The 13,479-nt window shown below is 62.2% G+C and carries 12 protein-coding genes; 10 read left to right on the top strand and 2 right to left on the bottom strand.

What is annotated here, in order from left to right:
• Positions 1–121: 121 nt before the first annotated feature.
• Positions 122–868 (bottom strand): NRDE family protein, encoded by a 747-nt coding sequence (locus ACV8MC_RS08130; protein ID WP_457264969.1) that lies wholly within the window; start codon positions 866–868, stop codon positions 122–124.
• 130 nt (positions 869–998) lie between these two features.
• On the opposite strand from ACV8MC_RS08130, the gene ACV8MC_RS08135 reads away from it, so the two are divergent.
• The 3 genes from ACV8MC_RS08135 (at position 999) to ACV8MC_RS08145 (ending at position 3,698) form a co-directional block, all read left to right on the top strand.
• Complete coding sequence (locus ACV8MC_RS08135) at positions 999–1,781, top strand: sulfite exporter TauE/SafE family protein (protein ID WP_016772682.1); 783 nt, start codon at positions 999–1,001, stop codon at positions 1,779–1,781.
• Between the two features lie 79 nt (positions 1,782–1,860).
• Positions 1,861–2,676, top strand: coding sequence for a prolipoprotein diacylglyceryl transferase (lgt, locus tag ACV8MC_RS08140; RefSeq protein ID WP_016772683.1), 816 nt, complete (start codon positions 1,861–1,863; stop codon positions 2,674–2,676).
• 50 nt (positions 2,677–2,726) lie between these two features.
• A complete protein-coding gene (locus ACV8MC_RS08145) occupies positions 2,727–3,698 on the top strand; it encodes a thymidylate synthase (protein WP_076564469.1) in 972 nt (323 codons plus the stop codon).
• Positions 3,699–3,823: 125 nt separating this feature from the next.
• Here ACV8MC_RS08145 and cadR read toward each other — a convergent pair whose 3' ends face one another.
• Entirely contained in the window at positions 3,824–4,273 is a 450-nt protein-coding gene (gene cadR, locus ACV8MC_RS08150) for a Cd(II)/Pb(II)-responsive transcriptional regulator (RefSeq protein ID WP_016772685.1), read from the bottom strand.
• 84 nt (positions 4,274–4,357) lie between these two features.
• Between cadR and ACV8MC_RS08155 the strand changes: the two genes are divergently transcribed.
• From ACV8MC_RS08155 to ACV8MC_RS08185, 7 genes are all read left to right on the top strand, one after another.
• Positions 4,358–6,613 carry a heavy metal translocating P-type ATPase gene (locus ACV8MC_RS08155; protein WP_457264972.1) on the top strand — a complete coding sequence of 752 codons (2,256 nt, stop codon included), beginning with the start codon at positions 4,358–4,360 and terminating at the stop codon, positions 6,611–6,613.
• A gap of 13 nt (positions 6,614–6,626) precedes the next feature.
• Positions 6,627–7,490, top strand: a complete 864-nt coding sequence (locus tag ACV8MC_RS08160) for a LysR family transcriptional regulator (protein WP_024014693.1) — start codon at positions 6,627–6,629, stop codon at positions 7,488–7,490.
• Positions 7,491–7,724: 234 nt separating this feature from the next.
• Entirely contained in the window at positions 7,725–8,801 is a 1,077-nt protein-coding gene (locus tag ACV8MC_RS08165) for a putative 2-aminoethylphosphonate ABC transporter ATP-binding protein (RefSeq protein WP_457264974.1), read from the top strand.
• Entirely contained in the window at positions 8,801–10,525 is a 1,725-nt protein-coding gene (locus tag ACV8MC_RS08170) for a putative 2-aminoethylphosphonate ABC transporter permease subunit (protein ID WP_457264976.1), read from the top strand. The genes ACV8MC_RS08165 and ACV8MC_RS08170 overlap by 1 nt, the downstream gene beginning before the upstream one ends.
• Before the next feature lie 37 nt (positions 10,526–10,562).
• Complete coding sequence (locus tag ACV8MC_RS08175) at positions 10,563–11,588, top strand: putative 2-aminoethylphosphonate ABC transporter substrate-binding protein (RefSeq protein WP_457264978.1); 1,026 nt, start codon at positions 10,563–10,565, stop codon at positions 11,586–11,588.
• Between the two features lie 118 nt (positions 11,589–11,706).
• Positions 11,707–12,840 (top strand): TIGR03364 family FAD-dependent oxidoreductase, encoded by a 1,134-nt coding sequence (locus tag ACV8MC_RS08180; protein WP_457264980.1) that lies wholly within the window; start codon positions 11,707–11,709, stop codon positions 12,838–12,840.
• Complete coding sequence (locus tag ACV8MC_RS08185) at positions 12,837–13,394, top strand: phosphonate degradation HD-domain oxygenase (protein WP_150742968.1); 558 nt, start codon at positions 12,837–12,839, stop codon at positions 13,392–13,394. The genes ACV8MC_RS08180 and ACV8MC_RS08185 overlap by 4 nt, the downstream gene beginning before the upstream one ends.
• The last annotated feature ends 85 nt before the right edge of the window (positions 13,395–13,479 follow it).

The raw sequence follows: 13,479 nt of genomic DNA on the forward strand, positions 1-13,479 counted from the left end.
TCGACCTGTAAGTGCTTTGCTGAATCCATAATCGACTCGATCTCTCAGGTCGATGTATACCGCAAGGCACTTCGGTCGGCCCCCTCTCCCTCCGGGAGAGGGCTGGGGTGAGGGGCTGCTGTTAGACACAAACCTCAACTTCCCCGAGATGCCCGCCATACGGCCCAAAACTGCGCTCCACCATCCGCCGCGTGCCGTCCGCCTGCACAACCAACGCTGTACTCGCCCGCGTCCCGTAACTCTGGCTGGCAATAAACACGCTCGACAGCAACGACTCCGTCGCCATGCCCACCCCGGTATCCGGCAATTCGGCCTCGGGTGCGGTCTGTGCATCGCTGAGCAAGGTCAACAAATGCTCAGGCTGCGGATCATCCAGTACCGCGCTCAACGCCGCCCTGGCCTTGAGCAGTTTCGGCCAGGGCGTATCCAGCCCCGCGTTGGATAACCCATAAACTCCAGGCTGCAACATCACCGGCTCTGACGCTCGTGCATTGAAATGCCACAACTCATGGGCATTGCCCAGCAGCAGATTGAACCCGGCATATTCGGCGGCACGGGCCACTACATCGCTCAAATAATCATCAATCGACAGATCAGTCGTGAGAAACCGCGCTACCAGCTCGCCCCGGGATTTGGTCGCGGGCGGCTGTTGCGGATCGCGGATATTGGTCAGCGCTGCGAAGCGTCCGTTGCTGCCGATCCCCAGCCAGGTGCCGCCAGCTTCAAGATCGCGCCCGGCATGCACCTGTGACGCCTCGGGCCACGGCGCCAATGGCAGGCTGGGGCGGGCGTAGAACTCGTCGCGGTTGGCCGCGACGATCAGCGGCTGGGCATGGCCCGGGCGCCAGGCGAAAACAATCAGGCACATAAGGTGGTCCTTGTGTGTTTTTTGCCCACTCTACGCATCCGGCGTCCGTGCATCCATCGCCAGTGGAGCAGAAGGCTGCGCATCCGTTAACATGCCGCTCCTGTTTTGCCGATGCGTGCTGGAGACGGTCATGGAATTTCTGCTCTACCTGGCGCTCGGTGCCTGTGCGGGCGTGCTCGCCGGGCTGTTTGGCGTTGGCGGCGGGATCATCATCGTCCCGGTGCTGGTGTTCAGCTTCACTTTGCAGGGCTTCGATCAGTCGATTCTTACGCATTTGGCGGTAGGGACGTCGCTGGCGACGATCATATTCACCTCGGTCAACGCCGTGCGTGAACATCACCGTCGCGGCGCGGTGCGCTGGGCGATTTTTCGCTGGATGACCGTGGGCATTCTGCTCGGCGCCGGTTTCGGGGCGCTGACTGCTGAAGCGATCTCCGGGCCGAACCTGCAAAAGATCATCGGCGTATTTGCTCTGGTGATCGCCGTGCAACTGGCGCTGGACGTCAAACCCAAGGCCAGCCGAACGGTACCGGGCAAACTCGGTCTGACTGCCGCCGGTACGGTGATTGGCTGGGCCTCGGCGATTTTCGGTATAGGCGGCGGCTCGCTGACCGTGCCGTTTCTGACCTGGCGCAGCGTGCCGATGCAGCAGGCCGTGGCGACCTCATCGGCCTGTGGCCTGCCGATCGCTCTGGCCAGTGCAGCAAGTTTCATGATTCTGGGGTGGCACGATCCGTTGTTGCCGGCCCATAGTCTCGGTTTTGTTTATCTGCCGGCATTGTTGGGCATCGCCCTGACCAGCATGGTCTTCGCACGGCTCGGTGCGCGTCTGGCACACAGGTTGTCGCCGCGCTTGCTGAAAAGGCTGTTCGCCGCTTTGCTGTTCTGCGTGGGATTGAGCTTTCTGCTCTGACCGCGTGGCAATCCTGGCTTAATCCTGAGGTGGCAGCGTCACCCGGGAATTTTGCTTTCAACTCTAACAAGGAGTCGCAATGCTGCCTTACCCGCAGATCGACCCGGTGGCCCTGGCCATCGGTCCGCTGAAAATCCACTGGTACGGTCTGATGTACCTGATCGGCATCGGCGGCGCGTGGCTGTTGGCGTCGCGCCGGCTCAACCGCTTCGACCCGACCTGGACCAAGGAGAAACTCTCCGATCTGGTGTTCTGGCTATCGATGGGCGTGATCGTTGGCGGCCGTCTGGGTTACGTGCTGTTCTATGATCTGAGCGCGTACCTGGCCAACCCGACGCTGATTTTCGAAGTGTGGAAGGGCGGCATGTCGTTCCACGGCGGATTCATCGGCGTGATGCTCGCGGCCTTGTGGTTCGGCAAGCGCAATGGCAAGTCGTTCTTCCAGCTGATGGACTTCGTCGCGCCGATGGTGCCGATCGGCCTGGGCGCCGGGCGCATCGGCAACTTCATCAACGCCGAGTTGTGGGGTAAGGCCACCGACGTGCCGTGGGCGATGGTGTTCCCGCCGTTCAGCGATCCGGCGCAGTTGCCGCGCCACCCGTCGCAGCTGTATCAGTTCGCCCTCGAAGGCGTGGCGCTGTTCCTGATCCTGTGGATCTTCTCGCGCAAACCGCGTCCGACCATGGCGGTCTCCGGCATGTTCGCGCTGTTCTACGGCATCTTCCGTTTCATCGTCGAGTTCGTCCGCGTCCCGGATGCTCAGCTGGGCTACTTGGCGTGGAACTGGCTGACCATGGGCCAGGTGCTCTGCGTGCCGATGATCGTCGGCGGGCTGTTGCTGATCTGGCTGGCCTATCGTCGCGCCCCGGCAGCGCCGCTCGCGCCGACGGCTTAAACTACGAACCCCGGCGCGCGACGCCGGGGCTCCAAGGACACAGGTAACTCATGAAGCAATATCTCGAACTGGTCTCGCACGTCATTCAGAACGGCACCAAACAGGCCAACCGCACCGGCATCAACACCATCAGCTTCCCGGGAGCGATGCTGCGTTTCGATCTGCAGGAAGGCTTCCCGGCGATCACCACGCGCAAGATGGCCTTCAAATCGGCCATCGGCGAGATGTGCGGCTTTCTCCGTGGCGTGAACAACGCCGCTGAATTCCGCGCGCTGGGCTGCAAGGTCTGGGACCAGAACGCCAACGAAAACGCGCAGTGGCTGGCCAACCCGTTCCGTCAGGGCGACGACGACCTCGGTGAAATCTACGGCGTGCAATGGCGCAAGTGGCCGGCGTACAAGCAGATCCCGCTGAGCAACACCGCTGCCATCGAACAGACCCTGAGCAACGGCTACAAGCAGATCGCTCAGGGCGAAGAAGACGGCCAGGCCTACGTCGTGCTGTACAAGGCGATCGACCAGGTACGCCAGTGCGTCGACACGATCATCAAGGATCCGGGCAGCCGCCGCATTCTGTTCCACGGCTGGAACGTCGCCCAGCTCGATGAAATGGCCCTGCCGCCATGCCACCTGCTGTACCAGTTCCACCCGAATGTCGAGACCAAAGAGATCTCGCTGACCCTGTACATCCGCTCCAATGATCTGGGCCTGGGCACGCCGTTCAACCTCACCGAAGGCGCCGCACTGCTGAGCCTGATCGGTCGCCTGACCGGTTACACGCCGCGCTGGTTCACCTATTTCATCGGCGATGCGCACGTCTACGAAAACCACCTGGACATGCTCAACGAACAGCTCAAGCGCGAGCCGTTTGCCATGCCGAAACTGAAAATCTCCGACCGCGTGCCGGAGTTTGCCAAGACTGGTGTATATCAGCCGGAGTGGCTGGAGCTGGTGGAACCGAGCGATTTCTCGCTGGAAGGCTACGAGCACCACCCACCAATGACCGCGCCGATGGCGGTCTAAACCACACCGCAATATCCCTGTGGGAGCGAGCCTGCTCGCGAAGAGGGCGTGTCAGTCACAGATGTGTCGACTGATACACCGCTCTCGCGAGCAGGCTCGCTCCCACATTTGTTTTTGCGGTGTGCTTAGTGGCCGTGGCTACGGCCGACGTGGGAATGCTCAACTTCGGTCGCGACAACCCCGCCACTCACCTCCAGCCGCTGCAAGATCCCGCATTGATCCGCCTCCGGCCCTTCGCCACAGCGTTGGCGCAGGTCGAGCAGTTGTGTCTGCAACGCCAATAACCCATCAATCCGCGCCTTCACGTGCTGAATATGTTCGTCGATCAGCGCATTGACGCTCTCGCACTGATCCTGCGGGCTGTCGCGCAGGGCGAGCAGGCTGCGGATTTCTTCGAGGGTCATGTCGAGGGTGCGGCAGTTGCGGATGAAGGTCAGGCGCTCGGCGTGGGCCTGGGTGTAGACGCGGTAGTTGCCGTCGCTGCGCGCCGGTTCCGGCAGGAGGTTTTCGCGCTCGTAGTAGCGGATGGTTTCAACCGCACAGTCGGTGAGTTTCGCCAGTTCGCCGATCTTCATGACCGCCATCTCCAAAAGGGTGCTTGACCCTATAGTGGCTACAGGGTCTTTACTTGGCAACAGGCACCTTCATGGACGCGACCAATGAGCGATTCCCTGCACACCCACAAGCCCGGCGACGGTCACGATCACAGTCATAAATTGCAGCCCGTGCATAAACATGCGCATGGCGGCGATTCCTGCTGCTCGTCAAAAGCCGCCGCACCTGCGCGGGTGCAACTGAGCGAAAAGACCAGCGCCGACGCGCGCCTGAGCAGCTTCCGCATCGAGGCGATGGACTGCCCGACCGAGCAGACGCTGATCCAGAACAAACTGGGTAAACTGGCCGGCGTGCAGCAGCTGGAATTCAACCTGATCAACCGCGTACTTGGCGTGACCCACAATCTGCCGGGCACCGAGCCGATCACCGAAGCGATCAAGTCCCTCGGCATGCACGCCGAGCCGCTCGAGGCGGGTGTCGACGCGCCAGTACCGGCAGCGGTGAAAAAACACTGGTGGCCATTGGCGCTGTCCGGCTTGACCGCGCTGGGCGCCGAAGTCATTCATTTCACCAGCGCCGCGCCGGACTGGGTGGTGGCAGTCGTTGCGCTGGTGTCGATCCTCAGCGGCGGCCTCGGCACTTATAAAAAGGGCTGGATCGCCCTGAAGAACCGCAATCTCAACATCAATGCGCTGATGAGCATCGCCGTGACGGGCGCGATCCTCATCGGCCAGTGGCCGGAAGCGGCGATGGTGATGTTCCTGTTCACCGTCGCCGAGCTGATTGAGGCGCGCTCGCTGGATCGTGCACGCAATGCGATCAGCGGCTTGATGCAGATGACCCCGGAGCAGGCCACGGTATTGCAGGCTGACGGCAACTGGCGCGAACAAGAGGTAAAAAGCGTCGATCTCGGCGCCCGCGTGCGGGTGAAACCCGGCGAGCGCATCGCGCTGGACGGCGCGGTGGTCAGCGGCAGCTCGACCATCGACCAGGCGCCGATCACCGGCGAAAGCCTGCCGGTGGAAAAAACCGTCGGTGACAAAGTCTTCGCTGGCACCATCAATCAGGCCGGTTCGCTGGAATACACGGTGACCGCTGCGGCGAACAATTCGACCCTGGCGCGGATCATTCACGCCGTCGAACAGGCCCAGGGCGCGCGGGCACCGACTCAGCGTTTCGTTGATCAATTCTCGAAAATCTACACCCCGGCGGTCTTCGTCTTCGCCTTGGCCGTGGCGATCATCCCGCCGTTGTTCATGGGCGCGGCGTGGTTCGACTGGATCTACCGGGCGCTGGTGTTGCTGGTGGTTGCCTGCCCGTGTGCACTGGTGATTTCCACCCCGGTGACCATCGTCAGCGGCCTCGCGGCGGCGGCGCGCAAGGGCATTCTGGTCAAGGGCGGCGTGTATCTGGAGGGCGGCTTCAAGCTTGATTATCTGGCGCTGGATAAGACCGGCACGATCACCCACGGCAAACCGGTGCAGACCGATTACCTGTCACTCGACCCGACGGCCGATGCCAGCGCACCGGCAATCGCCGCCGCGCTGGCCGGGCGCTCCGATCACCCGGTGTCGCTGGCGATTGCCAACGCCGCTGTGGATAAAAACCTCGCCGCGCTGACTGTGGATAACTTCGCCGCGCTGGGCGGGCGGGGCGTCAAAGGCGACATCAACGGCCAGACTTATCACTTGGGCAACCATCGTCTGGTCGAAGAGCTTGGCCTGTGCTCACCGCAGCTGGAAGAGAAGCTGTTCGCCCTGGAAAAGCAGGGCAAATCCGTGGTGTTGCTGCTCGACAAATCAGGCCCGCTGGCGCTGTTCGCCGTGGCCGACACGGTCAAGGAAACCAGCCGCGAAGCGATTCGTCAGTTGCATGAACTCGGCGTGAAAACCCTGATGCTGACCGGCGACAACGTCCACACTGCCGAGGCGATTGCCGCCCAGGTCGGGATCGACGAGGCGCGCGGCGATTTGCTGCCGACCGACAAGCTGCAAGCCATCGAAGATCTGTACAAGCAGGGCCACCGGGTGGGTATGGTCGGCGATGGCATCAACGACGCGCCGGCACTGGCCCGCGCCGAGATCGGGTTCGCCATGGCCGCCGCCGGCACCGACACCGCGATCGAAACCGCCGATGTCGCCCTGATGGACGACGATCTGCGCAAGATCCCTGCGTTCATCAGCCTGTCGCGCAACACCGCGAGCATCCTGAAACAGAACATCGCACTGGCGCTGGTGATCAAGGCGATCTTTCTTGCGGTAACCTTTGCCGGGCTTGCCACCATGTGGATGGCGGTGTTTGCCGATATGGGTGTGAGCCTGCTGGTGGTGTTCAACGGTTTGCGCCTGCTGCGCAAATAGATGAGGAAAGAGTGTGCTGAGTGCCGAGCTGAAAGCGTTTTACATGGTCGCCCGCCTGGGCAGCATTACGCTGGCGGCGAAAAAACTCGGCCTCAGCCAACCGACCGTGACCACGCAGATCCGCAATTTGGAGAGTCAGTATTCGGTGGAACTGTTCTACCGTGGCGGGCGCCGCTTAAGCGTCAGTGACGAAGGCGCGCGCTTGCTGCCGATGGTCAAGACCCTGTTGCAGCAAGAGGCGGACATCGAGTTTTTCCTGCGCAACAGCGGGCAGGTCCAGGGCACGCTGCGCATTGCCGCGACGGCGCCGTATTACATCCTCGATCTGGTGAAGACCTTCCGCGAGCGTTTGCCGCAGGTGGAAGTGTCGGTGGAAATCGGCAACTCGCAGCAGGTCCTGGAAGCGCTGGAGGATTACCGCGTGGATGTCGCCGCATCGTCGCAGTTGCTCGACGATGCGCGGTTGATTCGCCGGGTACTCGGCACCGATCCGCTGGTGCTCGCGGTGCATCGCAATCATCCGTTGGCCTCGCTGGAGCATGTGACGTTGAATGCGCTGGCCGGGCATACGTTGTTGATGCGCGAGCCGGGTTCGACCACGCGGCGGTTGACCGAAGAGTTGCTGGCCAGCGCCGGGGTCAGTTTCGGGCCGTTGCTGGAAATCGGCAGCCGCGAGTCCATTCGCGAGGCGGTGTTGCGCAATATCGGCATCAGCATCATTGCCCGGCAGGAGGTGCCGCATGATCCGCAGTTGCGCGTGCTGACCATCGAGAATGCGCCGCAGATTCCGGAGTATCTGTATTGCCTCAAAGAGCGCAAGGGTGCGCGTCTGCCGGCGGCGTTCCTCGGCTTGGCACAAGAGATGTCTCCGGCATGAGACCTTCAATGTCTGAGAAGGCCTCTTCGCGAGCAGGCTCGCTCCCACATTGGATTTGGGTTGTGAACACGATCCCCTGTGGGAGCGAGCCTGCTCGCGAAGGCGTCAGCCCAGGCAAAACACAATCTGAACCAAAATCCCCGAATACCACTATCAGCCGTTTTTGCCTCGCTGCCACATGACGGACGCATTACAACTCTAGGATTGGCCTCATCCGTTTGCTGAGGTCCGTCCATGAATCCTGCCATCGCAACTGCCCTGACCAACCCCGGCGCGCCGATGAAAGTGCGCGGCGTGCACAAGCGTTTCGGTGCGTTCACTGCGCTGGATAACGTCTCCCTCGATGTCGCCGCCGGCGAACTGGTGTGCCTGCTCGGTCCGTCGGGCTGTGGCAAGACCACATTGTTGCGCTGCATTGCCGGGCTGGAGCAGCAGGACAGCGGCGAGCTGTATCTGGGCGATCGCGATGTCTCGCACCTCGCCCCGCAAGCGCGGGATTACGGGATTCTGTTCCAGTCCTACGCGCTGTTCCCCAATCTGACGGTCGAGGCGAACATTGCCTACGGCCTCGCTGGCAGCGGCCGCGATGAAGTGCGCCGGCGTGTCGGTCAGATGCTGGAACTGGTCGGCCTCAGCGGCAGTGAGAAAAAGTACCCAGGCCAATTGTCCGGCGGTCAGCAACAGCGAGTAGCGCTCGCTCGCGCATTGGCGCCGGCGCCGTCGCTGCTGTTGCTCGACGAACCGATGTCGGCCCTCGACGCGCGGGTGCGCGAGCACTTGTGCACCGAGCTGCGTCAGCTGCAACGCAACCTCGGCATCACCACGCTGATGGTCACGCACAATCAGGACGAAGCGATGCTGATGGCCGATCGCATCGCGGTCATGAATAACGGCCGCGTCGAGCAGTACGCCACCCCGCACGAAATCTACAACCGCCCGGCCACGCCGTTCGTGGCCGAGTTTGTCGGCCAGGGCAACTGGCTGCCGTTTCAGCGCAGCAGCGACAGTCACGCCCGGGTCGGCGGGATGAATCTGCGCCTGGCCGAGGGCAGCGTACACGGCGCTTCGGGTCGACTGTTCTGCCGCCCGGAGGCGATCAACGTCAATCCGCTGGTGCACGAAGAGAACCTGTTCCCGGCCAAGGTCCGCGAAATCACTTTCCTCGGCAATCGCTGCCGGATGAGCTTCGAACTTGATCAATTGCCGGGCCACGCACTGCTCGCCGAAATCGCGCCAGAAGCCATGCCGCGCCTCGGCGCCCAGCAGATCATGGTCGCCTTGCCGCCGCGCAGTTTGCAGGTGTTCGCCTGATGAACAGCAACCTCGCGCTGCCGCTACCGCACAAGCAGGTGCGACAGTCCTCGAAAGCCGAGATCGGCGATCGCCTGTTCGTGGTCGGCGGCAAAGTCCTCCTGCTGGTGTTGCTCGGCCTCGCGGTGCTGCTGCCGTTGCTGGCGATCTTCTGGCGCGGCTTCAGCAACGACGCCGGGCAGGGCGGTGGATGGCTCGCGGCGAAGGAGTTGGTGACCAGTGCCAATTTCCATTGGCTGCTCGGCAACAGCCTGAAAGTGTCCCTCAGCGTGGCGGCCATTGTCGTACCGCTGGCCTACCTGTTTGCCTACGCGCTGCAACGCACGCTGATTCCGGGAAAAGGCATCTGGCGCGGGATTTCCCTGCTGCCGCTGATGGCGCCGTCGATGCTGCCGGGGATTGCGCTGGTCTATCTGTTCGGCAACCAGGGCATGCTGCGTGGGCTGCTCTCGGACAATATCTACGGGTTCTGGGGCATTGTGCTGGGTGAGGTGATCTACACCTTCCCCCATGCGTTGATGATTTTGCTCTCGGCATTGTCGCTGGCCGATGCGCGGCTGTTCGATGCCGCATCGAGCATGGGCGCCAGCCCTGCGAAGGCGTTTCGCAGCATCACCTGGCCGGCGACCCGCCAGGCGGTGTTCGCCGCGTTCTGTCTGGTGTTCACCCTGACCATTACCGATTTTGGTGTGCCGGTGGTGGTCGGTGGCGACTATCAAGTGCTGGCGCTGGAGGCCTACAAAGCCGTGGTCGGCCAGCAGCAATTCGGTCGCGGCGCGTTGATCGGCATGGTGCTGTTGCTGCCGGCGCTGTTCAGTTTCGGTGTCGATGCCTGGTTGCGTCGCCGCCATGGCGACTCCATGAGCGGACGCGCGCAGGTGTTCAAACCGCTGCCGTGCAAGCTGCGCGACGGCTGCTATCTGGCGATTGTTTCGCTGATCAGCGCGGCGTTGATTCTGGTGTTCGGCATGGCGGTGTTTTCGTCGCTGGTGAAGTTCTGGCCGTACAACCTGTCGCTGTCGCTCAACCACTATCAGTTCAACGAAACCGCCGGCGGTGGCTGGCTCGCCTACGGCAACAGTCTGAAGATGGCGCTGGGCACGGCGCTGATTGGCAGCGTGCTGATTTTTACCGGCGCCTATCTGATGGAGAAAACCCGCACTCAGCGCGGGCTGAACCTGGCTTTGCGCATGCTCAGCTTCGTGCCGATGGCGGTGCCGGGATTGGTGCTGGGCCTGGGTTACGTCTTCTTCTTCAACCTCAGCGGCAATCCGCTGCACGTGCTGTACGGGACGATGACGCTGCTGATCGTCTGCACCATTGCGCACTACCTGACCACCGCACAAATGACCGCGACCACCGCGCTGCGCCAGCTCGATGCTGAGTTCGAGGCTGCGGCGCTGTCGCTGAAGGCGCCGCTGTACCGGCATTACCTGCGCGTGACTGTGCCGATCTGCCTGCCGGCGCTGCTGGACATCGTGCGCTACCTGTTCGTCTCGGCGATGACCACGGTTTCCGCCGCGATCTTCCTCTACAGCCCCGACACCATCCTCGCGGCGGTGGCGGTGCTGAACATGGACGATGCCGGCAACGTCGGCGGCGCGGCGGCGATGTCGACCCTGATTCTGTTCACTTCGGCCGGCGTGTCCTTGCTGCTGGCGTGGGCTTCGCGCGGTCTGCTGCGCCGTTCTCAAGCCTGGCGGCAAACCGCGCCCGGTCACTGATTGCAACTCCGTTCAACTCATCTACAGGAAAACGCTCATGTCCAAGCCTATGGCCCTGGCCGCTGCTGTGCTCGCGACTTTCAGCCTGAATGCCTTCGCGGCAAAAACCGAGTTGACGGTGTACACCGCCCTCGAAGCCGAACAACTGAAGTCCTACAAGGAGGCCTTTGAAAAGGCCAACCCGGACGTCGAGATCAAGTGGGTGCGCGATTCCACCGGGATCATCACCGCCAAGCTGCTCGCCGAAAAAGCCCGCCCGCAGGCCGACGCGGTATGGGGCCTTGCCGCGTCGAGCCTGGCGATTCTCGATCAGCAAGGCATGCTGCAAAGCTATGCACCGAAGGATCTGGGCAAGATCGGCGCGAATTACCGCGACGCCGCCAACCCGCCAGCCTGGGTCGGCATGGATGTGTGGGCCGCGACCATTTGCTTCAACACCGTCGAGGCTGAGAAGCAGGGTCTGAGCAAACCGGTCAGTTGGCAGGACCTGACCAAGCCTGAGTACAAGGGCAAGATCGTCATGCCCAATCCGGCGTCTTCCGGCACCGGTTTCCTCGACGTCAGCGCCTGGCTGCAAACCTTTGGCGAGAAGCAGGGCTGGGCCTACATGGACGGCTTGCACCAGAACATCGGCCAGTACGTTCACTCCGGTTCCAAGCCGTGCAAACTGGCGGCGGCGGGGGAGTTTCCGATCGGGATTTCCTTTGAATATCCAGCCGTACAGCTGAAACGCCAGGGCGCGCCACTGGACATCATCCTGCCGAAGGAAGGTCTGGGCTGGGAGATCGAAGCGACGGCGGTGATCAAAGGCACGCCGCATGAAGAGGCAGCGAAGAAACTCGCCGACTTCTCCGCCAGCGCCGAGGCGATGGATCTGTACAAGGAAAACTTCGCTGTTCTTGCGCAGCCGGGCATTGCCAAGCCGCAGACCGAATTGCCAGCCGACTATGAGCAGCGTCTGATCAAGAACGACTTTGCCTGGGCCTCGAAGAATCGCGACGAGATCCTGGCTGAATGGCGCAAGCGGTATGACGGCAAGTCCGAGAAAGTTGTCGCCAAGTAAGATCTTTATCGACTGACAAGGCCCCTTCGCGAGCAGGCTCGCTCCCACAGTTGCAATGCTGTCCCCTGTGGGAGCGAGCCTGCTCGCGAAAGCGGTTTCTCATTCAGAGCACCTCTACATGACACAACCCAAAGACCTGCTCATCATCGGCGCCGGCATCCTCGGTCTGTCCCACGCCTATGCCGCCGCCAAACGCGGCCTGAAAGTCGCGGTATTCGAACGCACCGCCACGCCCCTCGGCGCTTCGGTGCGCAACTTCGGCCAGGCGCTGGTGACCGGTCAGCCGCCCGGCATCATGCTCGAACTGGCCAAGGCCAGTCGCGAGATCTGGGGCGACTGGGCGCAACTTGCCGGCCTGCAGATCAAACGCAACGGCTCATACCTGTTCGCCCGTAACGAGGCCGAAGAACACCTGCTCGAAGTCTTCTGCGCCGGCCGCGCGATCGAGCACGGCTACAACGTCGAGCTGCTGCGCGGCGCGGCGTTGCGTGATCTCTACGGCGGCCAGTTCAGCCATCACCGCGCCGCGCTGCACGGTATCGATGATCAGCAGTTGTACTCGCGCGAAGCGATTCCGGCGCTGATCGACTATCTGCGCCGCGACCTCGGTGTCGAGTTTCACTTTTCCACGCTGGTGCGCGACGTCGAGCCGGGGCATTTGCACAGTACCGCCGGCAGTTTTACCGGCAAGCAGATCATCGTCTGCTCCGGCCACGATTATCAGACCCTGCTGGCCGAGCCGATTGCTGCGCTCAATCCGCAGATCTGTCGTTTGCAAATGCTCCGCGCCAGACCGCAGGCCGGTCTCAATCTGCAACACGCAGTGCTCACCGGCCTGAGCTGCGTGCACTACGGCGCCTTCGCCGATTTGCCGCAAGCCGCAGCGGTGCAGGCGCAGATCCTACGTGAACAACCGCACCTGCACGCCAACGGCATTCACTTGCTGATCAGCCCGACGCCGTATGGCGAACTCATCATCGGCGATTCGCATCATTACGGCAGCGATGCGTCACCGTTCAACGCCGAGCAGGTCGATAACTGGATGCTCGAACTCGCCGAGCAGACGCTGGGCTGCCGGGTGCAAGTGGTCGAACGCTGGCAGGGCGTCTATGGTGCTCGTGGGCCTGGTCCGTTTTCTTTCCTGCGCCCGGCACCGGGCCTGAGCGTGGCGCTGATGCACACCGGCGTCGGCATGAGCGTCGGCCCGGCGCTGGCCGAACGCAACATCGCGCAATTACTGGAGGAGGCATGAATCACGAACAGGTGATCGCCCGGGTGTTCGGCCTGTATGAACGCTTCGGCGCCAGCGATTACATCGGCGAACCGGTGTCGCAGCTCGAGCACATGTCCCAGGCCGCAGAATTGGCCATGGCTGAAGGCTGTGACGATGAAGTGGTGCTGGCGGCGTTCTTTCATGACATCGGCCATTTGTGTGCCGAGGGCGCGGAAAACATGGGCGGTTATGGCGTGGTCAGCCATGAACGGCTCGGGGCCGATTATCTGCGTGAGGCAGGTTTCAGCGAACGGCTGGCGCGACTGGTGGAATATCACGTTCAGGCCAAGCGCTATCTGACCTTGCGCGAGCCGGGCTATTACGCACGGTTGAGTGAGGCGAGTCGCAGGACGCTGGAATATCAGGGCGGGGTAATGAGCGCGGCTGAGGCGGATGCGTTCGAGGCTGATCCGTTGTGTGCGCTGAGTCTGCGCATGCGGTGTTGGGATGAGTTGGCGAAGGAGGTTGCGGTGCCGCTGGTGGATCTGAGTGTGTTAAAGCGCAAGGCTGAGAAATTGTTGTCGGCTGAGTGATTGCAGCCCTCACCCCAGCCCTCTCCCGGAGGGAGAGGGAGCTGATCTCCATGCTTTTCAAACCTGAGTTCGACTGGATATCTCA

It is taken from the genome of Pseudomonas sp. PK-RTE-24, from assembly GCF_054052265.1.